Annotated in this window: 25 protein-coding genes and 1 pseudogene; 7 read left to right on the top strand and 19 right to left on the bottom strand. The window is 72.4% G+C overall.

Translation table 11 applies throughout. From position 1 onward, the window contains the following. Positions 1-8: 8 nt before the first annotated feature. The gene (locus FB453_RS14450) at positions 9-662 is read right to left on the bottom strand and encodes a response regulator transcription factor (RefSeq protein ID WP_145790569.1); all 654 of its coding nucleotides are present in this window, start codon (positions 660-662) and stop codon (positions 9-11) included. Beyond that, complete coding sequence (locus FB453_RS14445; protein WP_486480266.1) at positions 662-1,780, bottom strand: sensor histidine kinase; 1,119 nt, start codon at positions 1,778-1,780, stop codon at positions 662-664. The genes FB453_RS14450 and FB453_RS14445 overlap by 1 nt, the downstream gene beginning before the upstream one ends. 109 nt (positions 1,781-1,889) lie before the next feature. Between FB453_RS14445 and FB453_RS14440 the strand changes: the two genes are divergently transcribed. Next, positions 1,890-3,302, top strand: a complete 1,413-nt coding sequence (locus FB453_RS14440) for a nitrilase-related carbon-nitrogen hydrolase (protein ID WP_145790564.1) — start codon at positions 1,890-1,892, stop codon at positions 3,300-3,302. Here FB453_RS14440 and FB453_RS34590 read toward each other — a convergent pair. Both FB453_RS34590 and FB453_RS34860 read right to left on the bottom strand, forming a co-directional pair. Then, positions 3,247-3,573, bottom strand: coding sequence for a nitroreductase family protein (locus FB453_RS34590; RefSeq protein WP_486480290.1), 327 nt, complete (start codon positions 3,571-3,573; stop codon positions 3,247-3,249). The two genes, FB453_RS14440 and FB453_RS34590, sit on opposite strands and share 56 nt — an antisense overlap. A gap of 139 nt (positions 3,574-3,712) precedes the next feature. Next, a pseudogene (locus FB453_RS34860) lies at positions 3,713-3,937 on the bottom strand (nitroreductase family protein); the annotation flags it as partial. Between FB453_RS34860 and FB453_RS14430 the strand changes: the two are divergent. Beyond that, on the top strand, positions 3,922-4,632 hold the full coding sequence (locus tag FB453_RS14430) for a ThuA domain-containing protein (protein WP_145790562.1): 711 nt from the start codon (positions 3,922-3,924) through the stop codon (positions 4,630-4,632). The pseudogene FB453_RS34860 and the gene FB453_RS14430 sit on opposite strands and share 16 nt — an antisense overlap. 69 nt (positions 4,633-4,701) lie before the next feature. Here FB453_RS14430 and FB453_RS14425 read toward each other — a convergent pair whose 3' ends face one another. The 3 genes from FB453_RS14425 to FB453_RS14415 form a co-directional block, all read right to left on the bottom strand. Further along, positions 4,702-5,067 (bottom strand): hypothetical protein, encoded by a 366-nt coding sequence (locus FB453_RS14425; RefSeq protein WP_145790559.1) that lies wholly within the window; start codon positions 5,065-5,067, stop codon positions 4,702-4,704. Between the two features lie 122 nt (positions 5,068-5,189). Then, positions 5,190-6,377, bottom strand: coding sequence for a DNA polymerase IV (dinB, locus tag FB453_RS14420; RefSeq protein WP_145790557.1), 1,188 nt, complete (start codon positions 6,375-6,377; stop codon positions 5,190-5,192). Between the two features lie 57 nt (positions 6,378-6,434). Next, entirely contained in the window at positions 6,435-6,905 is a 471-nt protein-coding gene (locus FB453_RS14415) for a VOC family protein (RefSeq protein ID WP_222431350.1), read from the bottom strand. Between the two features lie 61 nt (positions 6,906-6,966). On the opposite strand from FB453_RS14415, the gene FB453_RS14410 reads away from it, so the two are divergent. Next, positions 6,967-7,944, top strand: coding sequence for a helix-turn-helix transcriptional regulator (locus FB453_RS14410; RefSeq protein WP_145790555.1), 978 nt, complete (start codon positions 6,967-6,969; stop codon positions 7,942-7,944). Here the strand turns inward: FB453_RS14410 and FB453_RS14405 are convergent. The 4 genes from FB453_RS14405 to FB453_RS14390 form a co-directional block, all read right to left on the bottom strand. Beyond that, complete coding sequence (locus FB453_RS14405) at positions 7,836-8,432, bottom strand: GNAT family N-acetyltransferase (protein ID WP_145790552.1); 597 nt, start codon at positions 8,430-8,432, stop codon at positions 7,836-7,838. The genes FB453_RS14410 and FB453_RS14405 overlap by 109 nt on opposite strands. Then, positions 8,429-8,953, bottom strand: coding sequence for a GNAT family N-acetyltransferase (locus FB453_RS14400; RefSeq protein ID WP_145790550.1), 525 nt, complete (start codon positions 8,951-8,953; stop codon positions 8,429-8,431). Before FB453_RS14400 ends, FB453_RS14405 begins: the two co-directional genes overlap by 4 nt. A 225-nt stretch (positions 8,954-9,178) precedes the next feature. Next, positions 9,179-10,753 carry an FMN-binding glutamate synthase family protein gene (locus tag FB453_RS14395; RefSeq protein ID WP_145790548.1) on the bottom strand — a complete coding sequence of 525 codons (1,575 nt, stop codon included), beginning with the start codon at positions 10,751-10,753 and terminating at the stop codon, positions 9,179-9,181. Positions 10,754-10,843: 90 nt separating this feature from the next. Beyond that, the gene (locus FB453_RS14390) at positions 10,844-11,974 is read right to left on the bottom strand and encodes a peptidoglycan recognition protein family protein (protein ID WP_145790546.1); all 1,131 of its coding nucleotides are present in this window, start codon (positions 11,972-11,974) and stop codon (positions 10,844-10,846) included. A gap of 196 nt (positions 11,975-12,170) precedes the next feature. On the opposite strand from FB453_RS14390, the gene FB453_RS14385 reads away from it, so the two are divergent. Continuing rightward, positions 12,171-13,283, top strand: coding sequence for a mechanosensitive ion channel family protein (locus tag FB453_RS14385; RefSeq protein ID WP_145790544.1), 1,113 nt, complete (start codon positions 12,171-12,173; stop codon positions 13,281-13,283). 245 nt (positions 13,284-13,528) lie between these two features. Then, positions 13,529-14,866, top strand: a complete 1,338-nt coding sequence (locus FB453_RS14380) for an MFS transporter (RefSeq protein ID WP_145790541.1) — start codon at positions 13,529-13,531, stop codon at positions 14,864-14,866. Positions 14,867-14,912: 46 nt separating this feature from the next. Here FB453_RS14380 and FB453_RS14375 read toward each other — a convergent pair whose 3' ends face one another. The 4 genes from FB453_RS14375 to FB453_RS14360 form a co-directional block, all read right to left on the bottom strand. Then, the gene (locus FB453_RS14375; RefSeq protein WP_112602490.1) at positions 14,913-15,299 is read right to left on the bottom strand and encodes a VOC family protein; all 387 of its coding nucleotides are present in this window, start codon (positions 15,297-15,299) and stop codon (positions 14,913-14,915) included. Beyond that, entirely contained in the window at positions 15,296-16,021 is a 726-nt protein-coding gene (locus FB453_RS14370) for a hypothetical protein (protein WP_145790539.1), read from the bottom strand. The genes FB453_RS14375 and FB453_RS14370 overlap by 4 nt, the downstream gene beginning before the upstream one ends. Before the next feature lie 188 nt (positions 16,022-16,209). Further along, positions 16,210-16,626: a YchJ family protein gene (locus tag FB453_RS14365; RefSeq protein ID WP_112676644.1), complete on the bottom strand. Its 417-nt coding sequence runs from the start codon at positions 16,624-16,626 to the stop codon at positions 16,210-16,212. 24 nt (positions 16,627-16,650) lie between these two features. Beyond that, positions 16,651-17,418: an SGNH/GDSL hydrolase family protein gene (locus tag FB453_RS14360; protein ID WP_145791053.1), complete on the bottom strand. Its 768-nt coding sequence runs from the start codon at positions 17,416-17,418 to the stop codon at positions 16,651-16,653. An 89-nt stretch (positions 17,419-17,507) separates the two neighbouring features. Between FB453_RS14360 and FB453_RS14355 the strand changes: the two genes are divergently transcribed. Beyond that, positions 17,508-18,218 (top strand): MBL fold metallo-hydrolase, encoded by a 711-nt coding sequence (locus FB453_RS14355; protein ID WP_112587719.1) that lies wholly within the window; start codon positions 17,508-17,510, stop codon positions 18,216-18,218. 19 nt (positions 18,219-18,237) lie between these two features. On the opposite strand, the gene FB453_RS14350 is transcribed toward FB453_RS14355, so the two are convergent. From FB453_RS14350 to FB453_RS14335, 4 genes are all read right to left on the bottom strand, one after another. Then, positions 18,238-19,338 carry a magnesium and cobalt transport protein CorA gene (locus FB453_RS14350; protein ID WP_145790537.1) on the bottom strand — a complete coding sequence of 367 codons (1,101 nt, stop codon included), beginning with the start codon at positions 19,336-19,338 and terminating at the stop codon, positions 18,238-18,240. A gap of 179 nt (positions 19,339-19,517) precedes the next feature. Next, positions 19,518-20,129 (bottom strand): class F sortase, encoded by a 612-nt coding sequence (locus FB453_RS14345; protein WP_145790535.1) that lies wholly within the window; start codon positions 20,127-20,129, stop codon positions 19,518-19,520. An 86-nt stretch (positions 20,130-20,215) separates the two neighbouring features. Next, complete coding sequence (locus FB453_RS14340) at positions 20,216-20,701, bottom strand: hypothetical protein (protein ID WP_091406610.1); 486 nt, start codon at positions 20,699-20,701, stop codon at positions 20,216-20,218. Between the two features lie 310 nt (positions 20,702-21,011). Further along, the gene (locus FB453_RS14335) at positions 21,012-21,845 is read right to left on the bottom strand and encodes a metalloregulator ArsR/SmtB family transcription factor (RefSeq protein ID WP_145790533.1); all 834 of its coding nucleotides are present in this window, start codon (positions 21,843-21,845) and stop codon (positions 21,012-21,014) included. Between the two features lie 144 nt (positions 21,846-21,989). Here FB453_RS14335 and FB453_RS14330 point away from each other — a divergent pair, with 144 nt between their 5' ends. Next, the gene (locus tag FB453_RS14330) at positions 21,990-23,258 is read left to right on the top strand and encodes an MFS transporter (RefSeq protein ID WP_486480265.1); all 1,269 of its coding nucleotides are present in this window, start codon (positions 21,990-21,992) and stop codon (positions 23,256-23,258) included. The last annotated feature ends 41 nt before the right edge of the window (positions 23,259-23,299 follow it).

The raw sequence follows: 23,299 nt of genomic DNA, 5'->3' as shown, positions 1-23,299 counted from the left end.
CCGATCCGTCACTGGCCGGGGATCACCAGACCCGACTCGTAGGCGACCATCACCGCCTGGGCGCGGTCGCGCAGGTGCAGTTTGGTGAACAGGTTGCCGACATGGGTCTTCACCGTGTGCTCGCTGAGGTGGTGGTGGGCGGCGATCTCGGCGTTGGACAGACCGGCCGCGATCAGGCGCAGCACGTCGGTCTCACGGGCGGTCAGGGCGGTCACCGCGGCGACCCGGGCGGGGTCCGGATGGCCGCGCCGGTGCAGTTCGCCGATCACCCGGGCGGTGACGGCGGGAGCGAGCAGCGCGTCCCCGGCGGCGACCACGCGGACCGCGTTCACCAGGTCGGCTCGAGGAGCGTCCTTGAGCAGGAAGCCGCTGGCCCCGGCGCGCAGGGCGGCGTACAGGTAGTCGTCGGTGTCGAACATGGTCAGGGCGAGAACCCGGCTCGTGGTGAGCGCGCAGACCTGTCGGGTCGCGGCGACGCCGTCGAGGACGGGCATGCGCATGTCCATCAGCACGACGTCGGGACGGTGTTCGCGGGCGGCCCGCACGGCCGCCGCGCCGTCGGGGGCCTCGGCGACCACCTCGATGTCCGGCTCGGCGCCGAGGATGGTGGCGAACCCCGCCCGGAACAGGTCCTGATCATCGGCGAGCACGACCCGCAGCATCAGAGCACCGCCGGTGCCGACAGCGGCAGGGTAGCGGTCACCGCAAAGCCGTGACCGTCGGAGACCGGGCCGGTGCGCAGGGTTCCCCCACAGGCGTGGGCGCGCTCGCGCATGCCGACGATCCCGTACCCGGGCAGGCCCGCGTCGGACGCGCGGTAACCGCGGCCGTCATCGGTGACCGACACGGTCAGCGAGTTCGCCGTGTAGTCCAGTCGGACGCGAACCGATCGTGCCCCGGCATGCCGCACCACGTTGGTCAGGGACTCCTGCACGATCCGGTAGGCGGCCACCCCGACGTCCGGGGGCGGCGCGAGCGTCGGCTCGACGACACCTCCGGACGGCGAGACGGTGAGCACGGCATCGAGGCCGGCGGCGCGGACCCGCTCGACGAGGACGGGAAGGTGGTCCAGATCCGGCTGGTCGAGTGGCTGGTCGGCGGGTTCGTGCAGGCTGCCGACCGCACGGCGGAGCTGGACGACAGCGTCCCTGCCGGTGGCGGCGATCGTGGCGAACGTGGCATCGGCGCGATCCGGTTGGTGGCGGACCAGCAGCGGACCCGCCTCCGCCTGGACGATCATGATGCCGACCGCGTGGGTGAGGATGTCGTGCAGGTCGCGGGCGATCCGGGTGCGTTCGCGCAGCACCGCCGCCGCACGTTCACCGGCGATACGACGATCGCGTTCGGCGAGGGCCGCGGCCTGGGTTCGGCGGGCCCGGGTGCTGGTGCCCAGCGCGTACGCGAAGAGGTAGGCGACCGACAGGTAACGCAGCACCTCCACGTCCGGGCGGGGATAGAGCAGCGAGACCAGCAGGCCGGCGGCGGTGAGCGCGATTCCGAGCAGGCGGATCAGCAGGGAGGCCCGCGCCGCGAACGTGTAGAGGCAGACGAGCGGTCCGACCGGTAGCAGTGGGGGAGAGCCGAGCGAGGCCGAGACGGTCGTGGCGACGCCCACGACGAGAGCGACCCGGAGCAGCGCCCGGTCCCGCCACAGCACCGGCACCGACGACGCGACAGCGAGCGGCAGCACCCACCAGGCACGTGACCCACCGACCAGGGCGGGCAGCACTGTCGCGGCGACGGCGGCCACTGTGACGGCGAGATTGACGTACCGCTTCACGTCGGCAGTATCGTCCGACCCGGCACGCCGACGCCTCCCTCCACGGGACCAGACCGATCCCGGCTCGCACGGCGATCCGTCCCGGCCGCCCGCGCCGCACGCTCGACCCATGATGACAATCCTCGCCACGCTCCTGAGTGGCCTGCTCTGGCTCGGTGGGACCGGGCTGCACCCGATCCCCGCGCTGACCTGGCTCGCCCCGCTCCCGTTGATCCTCGCCTCGACGCGGGTACGGCCGCGGACCGCGCTCTGCGCGACTGCCCTCGCCTGGTCGATCGGTCAGGGCGGCGTGCTCGGCTACTACCTCGGCACCCTGCGACTACCGGTCCCCGTGGTCGTCGGCGTGGTTCTGCTCGGCCTCGGGCTGGCGACCGGCACGGTCCTGCTCGCCCGCGGACTACTGCTGCGCGGACGAACCGTCCTCGCCGTGCTCGCGGTGCCCTCGTTCTGGGTACTTGGGGAGTACGCGGCGTCCCGCCTGCTGCCGCACGGCGCCTGGTGGAGCCTCGCCTACACCCAGGCCGATGTCCGCCCGGTCATCCAACTGACCGCGCTCACCGGAGTCTGGGGCGTCACCTACCTGCTGCTCGCCGTCCCGATCGCCCTCGCCGCCCTGCGCGCAAGCCCACGCCCCGCGCTCACCTGCCTGCTCGTCCTCCTGCTCGGCACCGGCGGATGGTCGGCCTGGTCACTGGGCCGTTCCCCCGACCCGGCCGCGCGGCTGACCGTCGGCCTGGTGGCCCTGCGCCAGCCCGAGGACGGGCTCCCGATCGACGAGCCGCCCGGCCGTGACCTGCTCGCCCGTTACGCCGCGCGGGTCGAGGGTCTGGTCGCCAGTGGGGCACGGATCGTCGTCCTGCCGGAGAAGGTGTTCGCCGTGTCGGACACGACGATGCCCGTGCTCGTGGCCGCGCTCCGGCAGACCGAGGCTCAGGTCGTCGTCGGCGCTGTGCGGCAACGGGCCGGCGGGGCGAGCAACGTCGCGCTGGTGCTCGACCCGGGTGGGACCGTCGCGACGTACGAGAAACAGCATCTCATCCCGGGCCTGGAGGACTGGCTGACGCCGGGTGACGGCGAGGTGCTCGTGGACGGGCGGTTCGGCGTCGCGATCTGCAAGGACCTCGACTATCCCGGCCTGGTCCGGCGGTATCGGGCGCGAGGCGTCTCGGTGCTGCTCGTCCCCGCCCTGGACTTCACCTCCGACGGCTGGTTGCACGGTCGGATGGCGCTGGTCCGGGGCGTGGAGAACGGGCTCGTCGTGGTCCGGGCCGCGGCGTTCGGCCGGCTGACGGTCACCGACCCCGGCGGCAGGATGGTGGGTGAGGCCACCGCCGGTGACGCGGAACTGCTGGTCGCCGCTCCGACGTCGGGCTGGGGCACTGTCTATTCGCGTACCGGAGATTGGTTTCCACTGTTGTCAGTGGCCCTGTTGGTCCTGGCCGTGGGTGGAGTGTGGTGGCGGCCGGTCACCACCGGTTCCAGTGGGCGAACGCGTCCGCGTCGGCCCGCGGGCCGGGCTTGAAGTCGGTGCCCAGGGTGTACGCCACCGGGGTGAGGGCGACCTGCACGACCGTGTCGTAGGGGATGCCGAGCAGTTCGGCCATCTCCCGCTCGTAGCTGAGGTGGCTGGTGGTCCAAGCGGTGCCGAGCCCGCGTTCCCGGGCGGCCAGCATGAAGCTCCAGAACGCCGGGATGACCGAACCCCAGGCCCCCGCTTGCCCGCGCGCGCTGGCCAGTTCGGCACGTGACTCGACGCGTAGACAGGGGATGAGCAGCAACGGCACCTCGTGCAGGTGGTCCGCCAGGTGCCAGACTGCCGGCGATCCGACCCCACTGCTCGGAGGCGAAGTCCATCCGACTGAAGGCCGGCCCGGTGCCGCCCGAGGCAGGTGGCGGCGCCATCAGGCCGAGTCGCCACAGCCGGGCGACGGCCGCCCGGGTCTCGGGGTCCTCGACGAAGATGAAGTCCCAGCGCTGCCTGTTGCGGCCGCTGGGTGCCTGAAGCGCGATACGCACACAATCCTCGATCACGTCGCGGGGGACCGGGCGTCCCAGGTCGAGGCGCTTGCGGACGGCGCGGGTCGTGCTCAGGACCTCGTCGGCGGACAGGCCCAGTGTGCTCGGCGGGTTCTTTCCGGCCGATGTGGCGTCGGTCATGCCGGCACTCCCACTCGCTCCGAAAGGTCAAGGTTGGCGATGATGGCGGAAAGGACGCCGGGGAGGGCCCGCACGCCGACCCCTGGCACCCGCTGGCCGAGACCAGTGCCACGCTGGCCCGGCTGATCGGCGACGAGGCTTCGGTCGCGGTCGTGACATCCGTCGACCAGCTCGAGGCTGCGCTCGACGGCGCGCGCCTGCTGGTGGTGAACGCGAGCGCGGACCGCACGGCCCCGATGGCCGAGGACGAGGACTTCGCCCGCATCCTCGACGGCTTCCTGGCCCGTGGCGGCAGCCTGCTCGCCATGCACAGTGCCACGATCGCGTTTCCCCAGCTGGCGAGCTGGCGTTCCACGGTCGGCGCCGCCTGGGCCCACGGCCGGACCTTCCACCCGCCGATCGGCTCGAGTCTCATCCGGCGCAGCGGTGTGGAACACCCGATCAGCGCCGGGCTCGGGGACTTCGAGGTGCACGACGAGCGCTACACCGAGCTGGAGCTGGTCGACGGCCTCGACATCGAGCCCCTCTACGTCCACGACGAGGGCGGCGACACCCACCCGCTGGTCTGGGCGCGCACCGTCGGGAGCAGCCGGATCGTCTACAACGCACTCGGCCACGACATCCGCTCGTACGAGTCGCCGGGGCATCGGGAGCTGCTGCGCCGCATCGTGGCCTGGCTCCGCCACGACAGCTGAACGCTCGGCCGGACAACCGGCCGAGCGTTCGCCTGTGCGGTGCGGATCAGTTCAGATGTTGGTGGCCCGTCACGCCGCGGAGGCGGTCTTCGCCCCTCGGTGCGACGCTGCGGGGCCGGCGTTCCAGCCCCAGCGCGCAGCTGGCACCGCTGCGTCGCGGCGCCCGTCCGTGTCGACGTCCTTGCTGTCAGTGCCGTCGATGGTCACCTCGACGGAGCTGGGAGTGCTGCGCGCCAGTCGCAGCGAGTGCTCGGCGCCGGTGCGGGCCGCGCACGGCCAGGACTGCCCGGCGCACTGGAGGTTGCGGCACTGGCCCTCGTCGTCCGGCTCGTGTGCGCTCAGCACGTCGATTGCCAACTGCCACAGCAGCGGGTCGGTCACGTCGTGCGGACGCTCGGCGGTGCGACTCGGTCGGTTGCTGGTGTCGTCGGACATGGTGGGCCCCCCTCGTCAGGCTGTACCCCTCAAGGGTCACCCGTCAGCCGCCGGCTAAACCGCCGACCTGCTGTGATGTGTCTCTGATCGCAGCTCGGCCGTGGACGCCGCACGCTTATCGGTCAGTCCGGCAGAAGTGGCATCTCCACGCCCGGCTCCCGGCCGAGCAATATCGCCCGCGTGAGCGCTGCTGATCCGAACCGGTCGCGGACCGCGTCGACCGCAGCGTCCAGATGGGACCCTGGGTCCGGCTGGAACGGCAGCTCAGGCTGGACCGGGTTGTCATCGAGGTTGCCCACGGAGACACCGATCAGGGTGATGCCACGGCGATCGATCTCGGGCAGCGCCGCGCGTAGCAACGCACGCGCGGCGGCGAGCAGTGGCGTCGTGTCCGCCGTCGCCTTACCCACCGTGTGCGAGCGGGTCGCCCGGGTGTAGTCGCCGAAGCGCAGCCGCAACACCACGGTGCGGCCGGACCGCCCGGCCGTCCGCATCCGCCGGCTGACCCGGTCCACCAGGCCGGCGAGGATGGCGTCCAGTTCCGTCGAAGCGTGCGGGCTGCGACTCAGCGCGTGCTGCGCGCCCATCGAACCGCGCCGCCGCCCCACCTGCACCGCCCGGGGGTCGCGATTGTGCGCCAGCGCGTGCAGGTGCCGGCCGGCGCCCGCACCGAGCAGCGACACCAGCGCCGCCTCACCGAGGCGGGCCACCTCCCCGACGGTACGGATCCGGCGTTCGCGCAGCTTCGCGGCCGTGACCGGGCCGACGCCCCAGAGCCGTTCCACCGGCAGCGGGTGCAGGAACGCCAGCTCGGCGTCCGGTGCGACGACCAGCATGCCGTCCGGTTTCGCCACGCCGCTGGCCACCTTGGCCAGGAACTTCGTGCGGGCCACCCCCACCGTGATCGGCAGGTGGACCCGGTCGCGGACCTCCCGGCGCAGTCGTTCGGCGATCTCGGCCGGTGGCCCGACCAGCCGCCGCAGACCACCCACGTCGAGGAACGCCTCGTCGATGGAGAGCCCCTCGACCAGCGGTGTGGTCTGCCGGAAGATCTCGAAGACCGCGCGGCTCGCCGCCGTGTACGCCGACATCCGCGGCGGCACGACGATCGCGTCCGGGCACAGCCTTCGCGCCTGCTGGCCGCCCATCGCGCTGCGGACGCCCCGCGCCTTCGCCTCGTAGCTGGCCGCGAGCACCACGCCGCCACCGACGATCACCGGCCGCCCACGCAGGCGCGGGTCGTCGCGCTGCTCGACCGACGCGTAGAACGCGTCCAGGTCGGCGTGCAGGATGCTGGCGCCGGGCGACACGTACACATGTTCGCATGGCGTCCGGCGAGTGCGGCAGTGAGCTGGGGGAACGCTCGATCAGTCGAGGCAGAACTCGTTGCCCTCGGGGTCGGCCATGATGAGATGACCGGCGCCCAACGGGGGAGCGGGCTCGTGCCGACTGAGCCGCTTGGCACCATGCGAGACGAGCCGTTCGGCTTCGGCCTCCAGGGCCGCCATCCGCTCGTCACCCTCCAGCCCGGGGGCCGCGCGTACGTCGAGGTGGACGCGGTTCTTCATCTGCTTGTGCTCCGGCACCCGTTGAAAGAACAGCCGTGGCCGCGTGCCCTCGGGGTCGACCACCGCCGACGCGTCGTTGCGGTTCTCCGGCGGGACACCCATCGCCTCCAGCGCCTGGTCCCACGACTCGAAGTCTCCGGGTGGCGCCTGCACCTGGTAACCGAGCGCCTCGGCCCAGAACGTGGCCAACCGCGCCGGGTCGGCGCAGTCGAACGTGATCTGGACGTCGCGGGTCACGGCGGATCCCTGCTTCCTGTTCTGATCGGTCATGCTCCCAGCCTCTCGCGGATAGCGGACAGGGTTGTTCCGCTATCCGTGCAACGATCGACGGGTGACCGTCGAGGCGACGACCGAGCGGGTGCTGCGCCTGCTGGCGCTGCTGCAACGACGACTGTCCTGGACGGCCGCCGAACTCGCCGCCGAGCTGGGGGTCACCGGCCGGTGCGTGCGCCGCGACGTGCAGCGTCTGCGGACGCTCGGCTACCCGGTGCGCGCGGTGTCGGGCGTCGGCGGTGGCTACCAACTCGGTGCGGGCAGCCGGCTGCCGCCGTTGCTTCTCGACGACGAGGAGGCGATCGCCACGGCGGTGTCTCTGCGCCTCGCCTCCGGGGGGACGATCGCCGGGGCGAGCGAGGCGGCGCTGCGGGCACTCGCGAAGCTCGACCAGGTGATGCCGTCGCGGCTCCGCGCCGAGGTACGGGCGGTGCACGGCTCCACCGACACCCTCATCGGCCCGGTCGCCGAGATCGACGCGGAGTTGCTGGTGACACTCGCCCGGGCCTGTCGGGACGGGGTACGCGTTGGATTCCACTATCCCGGCCAAGACGCTGGTGAGCGGGAACGGACGGTCGAGCCGATCCGGATGGTCACGACCGGCCGCCGCTGGTATCTGATGGCCTGGGACGTCGACCGCGCCGACTGGCGGACGTTCCGGCTGGATCGGATGCGGGCTGCGGTGGCGACGACCTGGCGTTTCCCGGCGCGCCAGCACCCGGATCCGGTCGCCTTCGTGCAGCGGGCCGTGACCGGGGCGCCGTACCGCTACCTCGCCCGGGTGCGGGTGCACGCCCCACCGGAGCGGCTGCGGGAGGTGGTCCCACCACAGGTGGGGCGGGTCGAGGACGACCGCGACGGATGGTCCGTGCTGGTCGTCGGCGGCGACAACCTGGACTGGCTCGCCGCGCACCTCGCCCGACTGGATCACGAGATGGAGGTACTGGAGCCTCCCGAGCTGCGCGAGGCCGCAGGCCGGCTCGCCCGTCGCCTGGCGGTGCTGGCCGGTGCGACGTCGGAGCCCGGCGCGCGGTGACGCAGCGTGTAGTGCCGCAGCGACACCGGGCTGCCGTCGGGAGCGGCCCATGGTGCCGTGCTGGTGCCGACGCACCGCCATCCTGCGCGCTCGTACAGCGCGGCGGCCGCGGTGCCATTGGCGGCCAACTCCAGCACCAGGTCCGTTGCGCGTTTGTCCGCCCACTGGCGGGCCCGGTTCAGCAGCGCGCTGCCCAGCGCCAACCCACGGGCTTTCGGCACCACGAAGAGACGAGCCACCTCGGCCGTCGGCCGGCCGGGCGGCCCGTCCACCTTATCGGGGATCCGATGCACCGCGACGTGTCCGACAACGGCCGCGTCGGCATCGACGGCGACCCAGGCTCGCGCCGGGTGCGGCTCGCGCAGCCAGCGGTGCGGGTCGGCGGGCCAGTTCAGCGGGTACCCGTCGGCCCGGTGAACCTCGGCGAGCGCCGCGACGCAGCCGTCCAGGTCGGTGGCGCGCCGCCGACGGATAGCGGGTCGGTTCACAGGTCGTCGAACGGGCCGGCGTAGCGGAACTCGCCCTGGATCGACTCGCGCCACGCGTGCAACGGGCGAGCCATGAAGTACTGCGGCCCCCACGGCTGCGGAGGGGTGACGCCCAGCTCGACGGCCGGCCGGAACCCGAAGCGCGGGTAGTAGTCGGGATGCCCGAGCAGCACCACCAGCGGTTCGTCCCGCGCGTCGGCCGCGCCGAGCACGGCGTGCATCAACGCACTGCCGACCCCGCGCCGCTGCCAGTCGGGCAGCACGCCCAGCGGCCCCAGCCCGAGCGCCACCGGCGCATCACCCACCCGGCCGCGGGTGGCCACCACGTGACCGACGATCTGGCCGTCCGAATCGGTCGCCACCAGGGAGTACGCGGGCAGCCAGCCCTCGTCGGCGCGCAGCGCGTCGACAAGGGTCGCCTCGACCGGTACGCCGTCACCGCCGTCGGCCTTGGCGAAGGCTGCGGAGTGCACCGCCCGAATGGCGTCGACGTCAGCGGGTGTCTCGCGTCTGATCAGCACCGCGCCACCATAGACGCGGCGTGTCACCAGCTCCACGCGTTTATCGCGGCGCTTCGCGGACATGGCGGGAGAACGCGTGATGTCTGTGAGTCATCAAGATGCCGCACAGTCATCAAGCCGATCCGCGATCGGGGCTTGCGCCCGAGCGACAGTGGCCCAGCCGCAGCATGCAGGCTGCCCCCCGGGCCTGGGACCCCTGTCCGCGCTGGCTGGGCGGGCGTGGTTTCAGCCGACGGCGGTGGCGGAGGGTGGGGCGCTGCCGCCCTGGGGTGCCTCCGGGATCATCAGCCGGATGATCTCCGCCTGGTCGGCGGGCGAGGGCAGTCCCCATTCGGGCCGGTAGCCGTACACCTGGTGCAGTGGGGTGGAGCCGGTGCGGCCGTCCAGGATCTCCACGGCGTCGGTGCCGATCAGGCCGGGGTGTTCGACGCCGCAGGCCTCGGCGACCTTGGTCAGGTCGCGGCGCAGCGTCCGCAGGTAGTTGGCCGCCCGGACCGACTTCAGCGTCGGGTCCAGGCCCCGGGCGAGCCACGTGTTCTGGGTGGCGACGCCGGTGGGGCAGGTGTCGGTGTGGCACTTCTGCGCCTGGATGCAGCCGATCGCCAGCATCGCCTCCCGACCGACGTTGACCAGGTCGCAGCCGAGCGCGAACGCCACGATGGCGTTGTCCGGCAGGCCGAGCTTGCCGCCGCCGACGAAGACCACCTGTTCGTGCAGATCGTGCTCGCCGAAGATCTTGTATACCCGGGAGAAGCCCTGTTGGAACGGGAGCGACACCGAGTCGGTGAAGATCAGTGGCGCGGCCCCGGTGCCGCCCTCGCCGCCGTCGATCGTCACGAAGTCCACACCCCGGCCGGTGTCCCGCATCAGGGTGGCCAACTCCTGCCAGAAGCCCAGGTCACCGACCGCCGACTTGATGCCGACCGGCAGTCCTGTCTCGGCGGCCAGCAACTCCACCCAGTCGAGCAGGCTGTCGCAGTCGGAGAACTCGGCGTGCCGGGACGGGCTGACGCAGTCCTGACCGGCCGGGATGCCCCGGGTGGCGGCGATCTCGGCGGACACCTTCGCCCCGGGCAGCAGCCCACCGAGGCTCGGCTTGGCGCCCTGGCTCAGCTTGATCTCCAGTGCCCGCACCGGTGCGCCGGCGACCAGGTCCTTCAGCCGGTCGAGGCTGAACCGGCCGTGCTCGTCGCGGCAGCCGAAGTACGCGGTGCCGAGTTGGAAGACCAGCTCACCACCGTTGCGGTGGTACGGCGACAGGCCGCCCTCGCCGGTGTTCTGCAGGCAGCCGGCGAGCGCCGCCCCCTTGTTGAGCGCGGTGATGGCGTTGCCGGAGAGCGAGCCGAAGCTCATCCCGGAGATGTTGACGACTGACTCCGGTCGGAACGCCCGGGCGCGTCCCCGTGCCGCGCCGAGCACCTTCGCGCAGGGCAACCGCACGTCGTGTCCGGCGGTCGGTGACGACGGCGGCACGGCACGGCCGAACGTGCGGTGCTTGATGATCGGGTACCCGGGGGTGTACTCGATGTCGTTGTCAGTGCCGAAACCGAAGTAGTTGTTCTCCTGCTTGGCCGACGCGTACACCCAGCGGCGCTGGTCGCGGGTGAACGGCCGCTCCTCGTTGTTGCCGGCCACGATGTACTGCCGTAGCTCCGGCCCGATCGTCTCCAACAGGTAGCGGGCCCGGCCGAGGACCGGAAAGTTGCGCAGCAACGCGTGGTCGCGCTGGATCAGATCCCGCGCGGCGAGGGCCGCGACGGCGGCGGCGACAGCGGGTACGGCTCGACGGGCCCAGGTCATGCCCGGGACTCTTTCCGCCCGGGCGGCGGATCAAACCGGTGGGCTGGCTGGTGGCGGTGCGGGCGTGGGCTGCGCACCGCCACCACGCGCTCAGCGGTGCCGGAACGACTCGCGGACCGATCCGCCAACGACGGTGCACCACGTGCTCGTGCTGAGCTTGCCGTTGCGGGGCAGACCGTGCAGCGCCTGAAGGTCCTGCACCGCCCTCCGGGTGGCGTGGTCGTACGCCCCGGTGACGGTGACCGCGTACCCCTTGGTGGCGAGGATCTCCTGCACGGCCGTGACCGGCGCTCCGGCGGCGTGCTGGTCCAGCTCCGGCGCCAGCGTCTCCCAGGTCGGCGTGGTGAGTGTGGCGTCCACGTCCACCGCGATGCCGTTGCGGGCCTGCCAGTCCTGCACTGCCGCGACGGTCGCGGCGTCGAACGTGCCGCTGACGGTCACCGGGTAGCCCCGGTGGGCGAGCAGGTGCTGCACCACCCGGACCGAAGGGGAGTTGACGAAACGCCACAGGTCCGGCCAGCGACGCGCCGGCACGTCACCGAGCCTGGTGCCCAGGGCGGCGTGCACCCGCCGCCGCAGCTCGGGGAACTGCCGATAGAAGGCCGCGCCCGGGCACTGGGTGGTGCGGAAGTCCCAGTGGCCGAAGATGTCGTGCGCATGCAGCCCGTACTGTCGGCAGATCGCGACGCAGAGCTTGACCAGCGAGTCGGTCAACGCCTCGGGTGGCGTCTCGGTGACGTAGGTGCCCTCGTTCTCGATGCCGATGGCCCGGCCGTTCTCACCCGGACAGTGCGCCGAGATCATCTGCCGGTCGCCGGCTTCGAGGCGCTCCAGGCTGCCCCGGCGGCCCTCCAGCACGTACCCGCCACGGCTCACCGTGAAGTGCTGGCCGGTGTCCGACCAGCCGTTGCCGTCCATGTGCAGGTCCTGGCAGTCGTGGGCCAGCTTGACCGCCTGCTCGCGGGAGTAGTCGGTGACGTTCGGGAACGCCATGTGGTGCACGATGATCTTGTTGGTGGCGATGGCGCTCACCGACAGCGGGTCCTTCGGCGGGCGGGCGGCCCACTCGTCACAGCTGATGATCCAGTCCAGGTCGGTGCCCGGCGCGGCGTGCGCCACGCCCGGGAAGGCTAGTTCGCTCCCGACGACGGCGACCGTTGCGGCGCCGAGACCGGCCCGCAGCAGCGTCCGGCGATCCACTTCGGAATGGTCGACGTGCATTGCATCTCCTCCTGCGGCCGACGGCGGGGGGATGAAAAGTAGCTCCAGTGGCCGCACGTACTCCGGAGAATATTGCCAAGACTCGTCCGCGCGCTAGAGGTCCGGCAGACCAGGTGATCACTTGTGTTTCCGCGCGTCGGGTCGGGGGTAGGTCCGGGGCTGACCGTTCCGGCTGCCCCATTTAAGGAATGACCAGATGAGTGACAACGTCAGCGACGCGGTGGGCGACGCTCTTCGCTCGGTGATGCTCTTCCTGCCCAAGGCCGTCGCCTTCCTGGCGATCCTGGTGGCCGGATGGCTGATCGCCAAGGCCGTACTGAAGATCGTGGAGAAGGTCCTCGAACGGGTCGGCTTCGACCGCGCCGTCGAACGCGGCGGCATCCGCCGTGCGTTGAGCCGCTCCCGGTACGACGCCAGTGACATCGTCGCGAAGCTCGTCTACTACGCGGTGCTGCTGTTCACCCTTCAGCTCGCCTTCGGCATCTGGGGCCCGAACCCGATCTCCGATCTGCTCGGCGCGGTGATCTCGTGGCTGCCCCGCGCCTTCGTCGCGATCGTCATAGTCGTGGTCGCCGCCGCCATCGCCAACGCGGTCAAGGACATCATCAGTGGCGCGCTCGGCGGCCTGTCGTACGGCCGGGTGCTGGCCACCATCGCCTCGGTGTTCATCCTCGGCCTCGGTGTCATCGCGGCGCTGAACCAGATCGGTGTGGCCACCGCGGTCACCACTCCCGTGCTGATCGCCGTGCTGGCCACGATCGGCGGCATCCTCGTCGTCGGTGTCGGCGGCGGTCTGATCCGTCCGATGCAGAGCCGTTGGGAGTCGTGGCTGACCCGCGCCGAGCAGGAGTCGCAGCTGATCGCCGAGCACGCCCAGGCGTACCGGGCCGGTCGTCGCGACGCCGAGGCCGAGCTGGCCCGCCGGTCGGCCACCACCAGCGGCGCGGAGGCCACCCAGGTGGTGCCCCGGCCGGCCGACGCCGACGCCACCCAGGTGGTGACCCGGCCCACGGACCCGGAGGCCACCCAGGTCGTTCACTTCCCGGTCAGTTCCGACGCCACCCAGGTGGTCAATCGCAGCGCCGTCGACGACGTTACGCCGACGCCGGCCCGGCCCTCCGCGACCGAGGACACGACCCAGGTGGTCAGCGGCTCGGCCGATTCGGACGTCACGCAGGTGGTGGGCACCGGCGCCGACCCGGACGCCACCCAGGTGGTCACGGGCGGCACCGATCGCGCGGTGCCCGGGCAGCGCACCAGCGACGACAGTGAGACCACCACTGTCATTCCGCCGGTCGACCGGCGCTGACACCAGCGGTACGGCGGCGGGGCGGAATCGATCTGATCCCGCCCCGCCTCTCGTTGTCCGCCCCGCCTCGCTCACCCGCCAGGGTTCGCGCTCCGGCACGCCGAAAGCGCTGGCCGCGGCCGCGCGGGTTGTCTAGCATCGCGGGCATGACCTGGCGACATTGATCCAGCAGCGTCAGCCGATCCCGTGGGCCACCACGGGCACCGCACGTCCGGTGTCCGTCTCCACTCCCACGGGAAGGCCCCATGACCCCCATCGCTTCGCGTGTGCCCGAGCCGGCGGTCCGTCGGCTGACGGCGACCCTCTACGGGTACGCGTTCCTCAGTGACCTCGTCCTGCTCTACCCGCTGTACGTGGTGTTCTTCGCCGACACCGGGCTGTCGGTGGGGCAGATCGCGTCGCTCTTCGTCATCTGGTCCGCCGCCGGCATCCTGTTCGAGGTGCCCTCCGGCGCCTGGGCCGACGTGCTGTCCCGCCGGCTGCTGCTGTGCCTCGCCCCGCTGGTGGCCGCAGCCGGTTTCGCGCTCTGGGTGCTGCTGCCGTCGTACCCGGCCTTCGCAGTCGGCTTCCTGCTCTGGGGCGCCGGTGGCGCACTGGTCTCCGGTGCGCTGGAGGCGTTGGTCTGGACCGAGTTGGACCGGCTCGGCGCTGTCGGCCGGTACGCCCGGGTGCTCGGGCGGGCGCGGACGGCGGGCGTGCTGGGCGTGGTGGTCTCCGGAGTGCTCGCCGGCCCGGTGCTCGCCGTCGGCGGGTACCCGGTGGTCGGCGCGGCCAGCGTGCTCGCCTGCCTGCTCGCCACGATCGTCGCCACCCGCTTCCCGGAACACCGCGCGCCCGCCGCCGTACGCGTTCCGGTCGCGGAGCCGGCGCTGACCGCCCGGCCGGTGGGCGCCGCGCCGACGCGGCAGGACGAGCCGGAGGCTGCCCCGCCCGCGAGCCCGGACGACGATGGTGACCTGGGGTGGTGGGACACGCTGCGGGCCGGAGTGTCACAGGTCCGCACCCGTCCGCCGGTACGGGCGGCCGTGCTGCTGGTGGCCGTGGTCGCCGCCGACTGGGGTGCCCTGGACGAGTACACCCCGCTGCTCGCCCTGGACACCGGCGTCGGGGCGCAGGCCGTACCCCTGCTGCTCCTGCTGCTCTGGGCCGGAGTGGCCGTCGGCGGGCTGCTCGCCCCGGCAGGGGAGCGGCTGGGCAGCCGAGGCTACGCCGCGCTGCTGGCGCTGGTCGGCGTCGCGCTGGCCGCGGGTGCCCTGCTTCGGCATCCGGCGGGGTTCGTGCTGCTCGCGGTGGCCTTCGGCGCCGCGCAGTTGGCCATCGTGCTGGCCGACGCGCGGCTCCAGGCCCGGATCACCGGCACCAGCCGCGCCACCGTCACCTCCCTGGCCGGGATGGCCACCGACATGCTGATCATCGTGACGTACGCCGGCTACGGTCTGCTCGCCACGGCGGCCGGCAACGCGGTGGCGTTCGCGCTGACCGCCGGGGCGTACCTCGTGGTGGCGCTGGTGCTGCTGACCCGCCGGCGCCGGACGGCGGTGCCCGCCGGCGTGGTCGCGCCTGTGCCGGCCGGCCCGGACTGACCGGGGCCCGGCGGCGGCCTCCTCGGGCCGCCGCCGGGCCGCACTGTCAGCGGGCCATGTGCAGGAACGACCACTGGTGGCCGTCGAGGTCGCGGAAGCCGCGCATGTACATCGGCCCGTTGGCCATTCCCGGCCCGAGCGACTCCCCGCCGGCGACCGCCGCCTGGTCGACCAGTTCGTCGACCTGCCCTCGGCTCGACGCCGACAGCCCGACGATGACCTCCCGGCTGGTCGCCGTGTCCGTCGTGGCGACCCCGGTGTACGCCTCGAAGCCCGAGCGGAGGTGCAGCACCAGCCGGGTGGTGTCGGAGATGGTGAGCACCATGCTGTCGCCGTCCGGCTCGGCCTGGTCGCTGGTGAAGCCGATCGCCCGGTAGAACTCGGTCGCGGTGGTCAGGTCGCGCACCGGCAGGTTGATGAATGTCATGGTCATCGGTGGTCTCCGTCCGTTTCGAACAACACCTTCAGCGCGGCGAGCCGGTCCCGCCAGTACGCCTTCAACTCCGCGGCCTGCTCGGCTCCGGTCAGCTTCTCGTGCAGGACGTTGACCCGCGCCTTTGACTCGCCGACAGCGTCGATGCCGACGACGATCCGGGTGGGGCCACCGGCCCAGTCGGCCCGGAAGATGCGCGGCGCGGTGGCGGTGCGGACGCGCACCTCGACGTCGGGCAGCCAGCGGGCGCGTGCCGTCTCGTCGGCGAACGCCTGGAACAACCGCAGCGCCGGCACGGCCACCGTCCGGCTCGCGCTGGCCTCGAAGCCACCGCCGCGTCGTTGACCCGGCGCGCGCAGGCCGCGTGCCTGCTCGTACCCGACGGTGATGGTCTGCGCCCACCAGCCCGGCACCTCGTGTTCGGTGGCCAGGTGACGGGCGATCCGGGTGTGCGTCCACTCGGTGGCGGACACGGCGTCGAGCACTGCGAACCACTCGTCCCAGCCGTGGCCGGTCCGGGCGCGGATCAGATCGTCGGCGATCCGCTCGGTCTGGGCCGCGGCAGCCGCGGCGGTCGGTTCGGTAGGCGCTGGCGGGGACGCGGCGGTGGACGCCGGCTCGGCGGCCCGATTGATCAGGTGCCGGCGGGCGGTGGTGTAGCTCTCGCCGGTCTTCTCCATCCGGGCTCGAACCCGGGCCTTGAACGATCTCTGGGTGGTCATCACATGCTCCCGGTCAACGGCACGGTCACCGGGACTCACGCTCCCGCCGACCCCGCCGGAGTGGGGCATGTGGCACCACGTCCCGAGGGCTCAAGGCCCCCTTTGCCTCCGCGTTGCCGGCGGCGTGAGCGCCGGGAGGGAGGTGCGGCGCAGGACTACGCCGACGTCATCCTACGCCCAGGCAGCCGTCAGGGTTGGTCACCGTCGAGGTAGACCCACCGGCCGTCCTCGCGGACGAACCGGCTGTGTTCGGTCAACGTGCCGGGCCGGCCCGCGTCCCGGTAGTGGGCGTGGAAGGTCACCGTGCCGGCGGTGTCGAGCAGGCCGCCCCGCTCGGTCTCCACGATCTCCAGTCGGGTCCACCGTTGCCCCGGGTCGAGCTCCAGGGAGGCGGGCCGGGTCGAGGAGTGCCAGCTGCGCAGCAGGTAACCGGAGTCGCCGAGGGCGAAGGCGCTGAACCGGGAGCGCATCAACGCCTCGGCCGTCGCCGGGGCGTCGCCGCCGTGCGCCGGTGCGCAGCAGTCCGCGTACGCCCGGCCGGAGCCGCACGGGCACACCCGTCCCGTCGTCGCGTTCGCCCGCCGACGTCCCGCACCCTTACCCACGTCGCTAATCCTGCCGCACCCGACCTAGTCGAGCCGCACCGGCAGCGGCACCGGCCGCTTGGCCACCCGGTCGTCGCCCGACGAGCGGCCGCGTAGGTGCCGGGCGATCCAGGGCAGCAGGTGCCGGCGGGTCCAGGCCAGCTCGGCGCCGAACACCTCGCCGCGGCGGCGCCGGGGTGCCGGCGGCAACGGCCGCGTCCAGGAGTCGTCGAACCCGGGCAGACCCGCCGTGTACGCCAGTGCGGCGGCGATGCGCTCGTGCCCGGCGCTGTTGGCGTGCAGCCGGTCGTCGCTCCACAGCCGGGGATCGGAGGAGACCGGGTGGGCGCCCAGGTCGAGGAGGGTGGCGCCGGTCCGTGCGGTGGCGGCCCGCAGCGCCTCGTTGAGCGCCAGCATGCGACCACGGAGCGGCCGGGCCAGCGGCATGACGGGTGCCGGATCCGGCATCGTGAACGTCAGCACGGTGGCACCCTGCTCGACCAGTGCCTGCTGCATCGCCGCCACATCCCCGGCGACCTGGTCCGCGTCGAAGGAGGGGCGCAGCACGTCGTTCATGCCGGCGACCACGGTGGCCAGGTCGGGGGCCAGGTCGAGGGCGGGCTGGAGCTGCTCGGCGCGGATCAGCGCGGTGGTCCGGCCACGGATGGCCAGGTTCGCGTATTCCAGACCGCCCTGGGCACGGGCCACCGCCAGGGCGAACCGGTCGGCCCAGCCCCGGTAGCCGCCGGCGCCGTCCGGGTCGTCGAGCCCTTCGGTGGTGCTGTCGCCGATCGCCACGTACCGCTGCCACATCACCCGCGCGAGGTTAGCCCTCCCGTCAACCCAGGCGGGCCGCCGGTCGGTCGAGAACGACAGTTGACGATCGCTCCTAGACTCGCGACATGACGCGAGCCCCTGCGGTGCCACTGGCCCCGAACGTCTGGCGTATCCCGACGGTGGGCCGCTCGGCCGTCAACTCGTACGCCTTCGTCGACGACGACGGCAGTGTCACGCTTGTCGACTGCGGGCTGGCAAAGGCGCCGGCAAGGATCGTGCGCGGGCTCGCGGCGATCGGCAAGGCGCCGGCGGACGTCACCCGGATCGTGCTCACCCACGCGCACCCCGATCATGCCGGCGGAGCGGCGGAGCTGGCCCGCCGCACCGGCGCGCCGGTCGCGGCGCACGCCGCCGACCTGCCGTACGCGGAGGCGGGTCGCGCGCCGGTCAGCGATCCGACCGTGACCGGCGGGCGGCTCTTCGCCCGGCTCAACAGCGGCCGGTTTCCGGCGGTCGAGGTGGCGCAGCCGCTGGCCGACGGGGACCTGCTCGACGTCGGTGGTGGCCTGCGGGTGGTGCACACCCCCGGGCACTCGCCCGGGCATGTGTCGCTGCTGCACGAGCCGACCCGCCTGCTGATCACCGGGGACGCGTTGTTCAACGTGCTCGGCGTCCGGTGGCCGATGAAGTGGCTGTGCAGCGACTTCCAGATGACCCGGGAGACCGCGCACGTCCTCGGCGAGTTGGATTACGACCTGGCGGCCTTCACCCACGGTCCCGAGCTGACCGACAAACCCCGCGACCACATCCGCGCCTTTCTCTCCGCGCGCCGCTGAACAGCCCGTCGGCGGGGGTTCACAGCCAGCCGGAGCGGCGGAACAGCCGGTACAGGAACAGGGCCGCCGCCGCCATGAGAGTGAGGGCCCCGGCGTAGCCGTAGCGCCAGGCCAGCTCGGGCATGTGATTGAAGTTCATGCCGTAGATGCCGGCGATGCCGGTCTGGGTGGCCGCGATGGCAGCCCAGGCGGCGATCTTGCGCATGTCGTTGTTCTGTTCGACGGCGAGCTGCGCCAGTCGCGACTGGACGATCGAGGTGAGCAGGTCGTCGTACGCGGCCACCCGATCCACCGCCCGGCTCAGCCGGCCGTCGACGTCGACGAACCAGCGGTGCAGGGCGCGGGGCGGGCCGTCGGGTTCGAGCAGCGTACGCATCGGCGCCTGCAACGGCAGGACCGCCCGCTTGAACTCCACCACCTCGCGTTTGAGCTGGTAGATGTGCTGGATGTCGGTCGTGCGGTCGCGGGCGAACACCGCCTCCTCGACGCGCTCCAGGTCCCGTTCCACGTGCCCGGCCACCTCCAGGTAGGAGTCGACCATGCGGGCGCAGACCGCGTACGCCACCGCCCACGGTCCGGCGGCCAGCAGCGTGGGGCGGCGCTCGATGTCGGCGCGGACGCTGCGCAGCGCCCCGGCGGCGCCGTGTCGCACCGTGATGGCGAAGCGGTCACCGAGCAGCACCATGACGTCCCCGGTGTCGATCACCTCGGAGGTGTCGGTCAGCTCGTCGTGCTCCACGTACCCGGCGGTGCGCAGAACCAGCAGCGTGACCGGCCCGTGGCGCTGGACGGTGGGCCGGTGCCCGTCGGCGAGCGCCTGTTCGACGGTCAGCTCGTCGAGGCCGAAGGTCTGGCCGACCGCGGCGAGCACCGCCGGGCCGGGATCGTGCAGTCCCAGCCACACGAAGGCGTCGCGGCGGTGTCGCGCCCGGGCGTACGCGTCGGCGTAGTGCGGTTGACCGGGTTCTCGCCGGCCGTTGACGTAGACGGCGCAGTCGACCACGGCGTCCGGGTTGGACCGGCGGGGGGTGGGGGAGTCGCCCTCGACCCGTCCGAGCAGTCGCCGGGCCAGGGCGCGTACGCCTCGACCGGTCCGGTCCCGTACCGGTCGCTGATCCACCGCGTGCCTCCCCGTCGCCGGCGCACCGTCCCGATCAGGGGATGGTGCCACCGCATTCTGCCGAGCGGGGTCCGGCTCCCGACAGTGGGGAGGCGGCTCGGGCGGTGCGGGCGGCTGGGGCCTGCGGCGCGACTCAGGCGAGCGGTCCGGTTTCAGGCGGGCGGCGCGGACGGCGCGGCTCAGGCGGTGCGGGTGGCGAAGACGACGACGTTGTCGACGTAGTTGCTGGTGGCGGCGTCGAATCGGCCGCCGCAGGTGATGAGGCGCAGCCCGGCGGCGTCCGCCGGGCCGTAGACCAGGGTGGTCGGGAAGTGCTCCTTGGGGTACGCCCGGACGGCGTCCACTGTGAACGTGGCGACCCGTGCGTCGGCGCGGGTGACCTGTACCTGCTGCCCGGCGCGGAGCCGACCGAGGTCGAAGAAGACCGCCGGGCCGGACGGTGCGTCGACGTGTCCCACCAGGACGGCGTTGCCGGTCTCACCCGGGCTGACCCCGTGCCGGTACCAGCCGGCGAGGGTGGGCCGGTCCAGCGGTGGCACCTCCAGCACCCCGGCGGCGTCGGCGCCGACGGGGACGATGTCGGCGCGTACGTCGATGGCGGGGATCTGCACCCGGACCGGCGCGGCGGGTGGCAGCGGCGCCAGGTCCGGTGCGGGGTGGGTGCGGGCCGGCGCATCGGCCGACGGTCGTGGTGGCCGCGCCGGGTCGGCGGTGAGGCCGACGGTGATCAGCCCGAGCCCGGTCACGCCGAGCAGGGCGACCACTGCCGGTAGGGTCCGCCGCCACCGCACGTGTGCACCTCCGTACCGGATCGTCGGGGTGCCCGCACCGGTGTCACCGGCGCGGGCACCCGTCTCAGGGATGGAACGGTCGCCGATCAGGCGACAGTGGACACCGGACGGCGCCGGCGGATCAGGATCACCGCGCCGGCGAGGGCGGTGCCGAGCAGCGTGCCGCCGGCGGCGAGAGCGCCGGTGTCACGGTTGTCGCCGCCGGAGCCGGCCGGCGCGCCGCCGATCGGGGTGACGGCGAAGGTGGCGGTGCCGGCCGAGCTGCCGTCGCCGCAGGTCGCCGCCACCGTGTACGTGCCCAGGGTGAACCCGGCGGTGAAGAGCTCGGCGCTCAGCCCGCCGCCGGCGGCGGCCGTGGTGGATCGGACGTTCTGGTCGCGGTTGGGGCCGGTGACCCGGAAGAGGGCGTCACCCGACTTCGGGTTGCAGGTCGTCGCGGTGAGCACGACGGTCCCACCGACCGGAGTGGTGGCCGGTGACACAGTGGTGTCGGCCAGTGCGGCGCCTGGCAGCAGGAGCGTGCCGAGGCCCACGCCGAGCGCCGCCGAGCAGAGTGCTGTTGAGACCTTCATACGCGTCTTCCCTCACTTTTCGTCCGCTGACTGCGTGGGACGTCGTTCGGGTGGCCAACTCCGTGACTAGCACCGGTGTGCCCAACACTAGGTGGGTTGGGTCCTCGATCAGGTGAAAATGAGAAATCCTCGTTGCCGTCACGTGTCCACCCGAAGGCGGGGAGAGCTGCGGAAAGGCCCGGACGGCCCGACCGGCACCGGTGCTCCGATCGATGTCTGCTCCGGCCGGGCTGTCGCCGCTGGGCCGATGGCGAGGTATTGCCGACGACGGCGGATATGCACCACCTGGCCGGCGCGATCCGCGCTCGGGTCAGCGGGCCTGGACCTGGGTCGGGTCGGGCATCGGCTCGCCGGTCTCCAGCAGGCTCTTGAGGCTGGCCAGCAGCTCCGGCCAGCCGCCGCTGCCGTCGAGTTGGCCGCTGATCGCCCGGTGCATCTCACTGTCGGGGGAGAAGTCGTCGTGGATGACGGTCAGCCGGACGGTCGACCCGCTGTGCGGCTCGATCTCGAAGGTCACCTTCGACCGGTGCTCACCGAGCCGGGCGGCCAGCTCCTCGGCGGACCAGCCGAAGTGCAAGGCGTGTTCGGCCTGGAAGCCGTGCCAGCTGTAGGAGAGACGACGGTACGGCTCGGCGACGAGCACCCGCTGGCCGAGGTCGCGCGGCTCGGCGTCCGGTGCGTCCTGCCACAGCACGGGTGACCCGACCTGCCAGTCCGAAACCAGCGCGACTCCACCCCAGTAGCGACGGGTAAACGCCGGTTCGGTGAGCGCGGACCACAGTCGCTGCGCGGTGGTGGTGACGTAGGTGGTGTAGACGAAGGTCGGGCTCTCCATGGGTTGTCGCTCCAATGCGGTGGTCAGGTCGGCCAGGGTGGCGGCGCGCTCGCGGTCGTAGCGGCTGAGCCACCGGTCGGCGATGGCGTTGATCGGGGCGGCGTTGAGGTAGTGCAGCTTCTCCCGGCCGCGCCGCACGGTCGTGACGAGATCGGCCGCCTCCAGCACCGACAGGTGCTTGCTGACGGACTGTCGGGTGCCGGCCAGCCCGTCGCACAGCTCCCGCAGGGTCTGGCCGTTGCGTTCGTTGAGCCGGTCCAGCAGTCGACGCCGGCTGGGGTCGGCCAGTGCCCGAAACGCGTCGTCCATCGACCCTCCCCGCAACAGGCAACCATTCGGTTGCTTGTCAACTTAGGCAATCAATGGGTTGCCTGTCAACTGGCCGCCAGCGGTCTTCTGACGGCGGCATAAATCCCCGGGCGGCCGGGGGAGACGCTGGTAGGTTCGCTCGCCGTGACACGGAACGTGGGAGATGGCCTGGGAACGGTGTTCGCCAAACTCTGGGCGGCGAGCACGCTCTCGGCCCTGGGCAGCGGCCTGGCCACCGTCGCCGCGCCGCTCTTCGTCGCGTCGCGTACCGATGACCCGCTCGTGGTCGCCGGGGCGTCCGCCGTGGCGTGGCTGCCGTGGCTGCTCTTCGCCCTTCCCGGCGGGGTGCTGGTGGACCGGATGGACCGGCGCCGCCTGATGATCGTCATCGACCTGGTCCGGGTGGTCGCGCTCGCCGTTCTGGCCACGGCGATCCTCAGCGGCCGGGGCGGGGTGGTGCTGCTGTTCGCGGTGCTGTTCCTGGTCAACACCGGTGAGATCGTGTTCCGCGCGGCGAGCCAGGCCATGGTTCCGGTTGTGGTGCCGAGGCACCGCCTGGAGCGTGCCAACGGCTGGCTCAGCGGCGGCGCCACCCTCATGCACAGCATGCTCGCCGGCCCGCTCGGCGGCTTCCTGTTCGCGCTCTCGGCGGGCAGCCCGTTCCTGGTCAACGCCGTCACGTACGCCCTCAGCGCCGTACTGGTGGCGCTGATCGGCGGGGACTTCCGGGCCGCCATCGGAGACACGCAGGCACGCCGTACCCGATCGATGGGCGGCGAGATCGTCGAAGGACTGCGCTGGCTGGCCAACCAGCGGTTGCTGCGCACGATGGCCGTGCTGATCGGTCTGCTCAACGTGACCCTCACCGCCGCGCTCGCGGTGCTGGTGCTGCTCGCCGGCGAGCGGCTGGGACTCGGGTCCGTCGGCTACGGCCTCCTCTTCACCTGCATGGCCACCGGTGGGGTGCTCGGCGCCCTCCTCGGCGACCGGATCATCGCCCGGATCAGCGCCACCTGGACGATCCGGATCGGTCTGCTCGTCGAGGCGGGGCTGCACCTGGCGTTGGCCGCGTCCCGCAGCACCATCGTGGTCGGCTTCGCGCTGTTCGCCTTCGGCGTGCACGGCGGGCTGTGGAACATCGTGTCGAACTCACTGCGCCAACGACTCACCCCACCGAACCTGCAGGGCCGGGTGGCCAGCACGAACCTCTTCGTGGCGGCGGGCGGCAACTGCGTCGGCGCACTGCTGGGCGGGCTGCTCGCCGCCCGATTCGGCATCACCGCGCCGTACTGGGTCGGGTTGGTGGTGGCGATCGGCGTCTCCGCCGCCACCTGGCGGGTCTTCAACCGCGCCGCGGTGGCGCGCGCGTTCGCCGAGCCGCCCCCGGTCGAGTCGCCCGCCCCGGTGGCCTGAGCGCCGTTCCGGCCCATCCGGTGGTGACGCGCGACGGTGTG

This window comes from Micromonospora sp. CNZ322, assembly GCF_007827755.1.
The sequence above is the reverse complement of the archived record's forward strand: the minus strand, read 5'-3'. Positions and strand labels throughout refer to the sequence as shown.

Bases quoted from the DNA above. Each gene is read 5' to 3' on its own strand.
- FB453_RS14375 (WP_112602490.1), bottom strand. From the start codon at position 15,299: ATGACCATGACATTCATCAACCTGCCGGTGCGCGACCTGACCACCGCG.
- FB453_RS14360 (WP_145791053.1), bottom strand. From the start codon at position 17,418: ATGTGGCAGCGGTACGTGGCGATCGGCGACAGCACCACCGAAGGGCTC.
- FB453_RS14430 (WP_145790562.1), top strand. From the start codon at position 3,922: ATGTGGCGTCGGTCATGCCGGCACTCCCACTCGCTCCGAAAGGTCAAG.
- FB453_RS14425 (WP_145790559.1), bottom strand. From the start codon at position 5,067: ATGTCCGACGACACCAGCAACCGACCGAGTCGCACCGCCGAGCGTCCG.
- FB453_RS14335 (WP_145790533.1), bottom strand. From the start codon at position 21,845: ATGGACGACGCGTTTCGGGCACTGGCCGACCCCAGCCGGCGTCGACTG.
- FB453_RS14440 (WP_145790564.1), top strand. From the start codon at position 1,890: ATGATGACAATCCTCGCCACGCTCCTGAGTGGCCTGCTCTGGCTCGGT.
- FB453_RS14390 (WP_145790546.1), bottom strand. From the start codon at position 11,974: ATGCACGTCGACCATTCCGAAGTGGATCGCCGGACGCTGCTGCGGGCC.
- FB453_RS14395 (WP_145790548.1), bottom strand. From the start codon at position 10,753: ATGACCTGGGCCCGTCGAGCCGTACCCGCTGTCGCCGCCGCCGTCGCG.
- FB453_RS14415 (WP_222431350.1), bottom strand. From the start codon at position 6,905: ATGACCGATCAGAACAGGAAGCAGGGATCCGCCGTGACCCGCGACGTC.
- FB453_RS14340 (WP_091406610.1), bottom strand. From the start codon at position 20,701: ATGAAGGTCTCAACAGCACTCTGCTCGGCGGCGCTCGGCGTGGGCCTC.
- FB453_RS14370 (WP_145790539.1), bottom strand. From the start codon at position 16,021: ATGACCACCCAGAGATCGTTCAAGGCCCGGGTTCGAGCCCGGATGGAG.
- FB453_RS14355 (WP_112587719.1), top strand. From the start codon at position 17,508: ATGACGCGAGCCCCTGCGGTGCCACTGGCCCCGAACGTCTGGCGTATC.
- FB453_RS14380 (WP_145790541.1), top strand. From the start codon at position 13,529: ATGACCCCCATCGCTTCGCGTGTGCCCGAGCCGGCGGTCCGTCGGCTG.
- FB453_RS14385 (WP_145790544.1), top strand. From the start codon at position 12,171: ATGAGTGACAACGTCAGCGACGCGGTGGGCGACGCTCTTCGCTCGGTG.
- FB453_RS14450 (WP_145790569.1), bottom strand. From the start codon at position 662: ATGCTGCGGGTCGTGCTCGCCGATGATCAGGACCTGTTCCGGGCGGGG.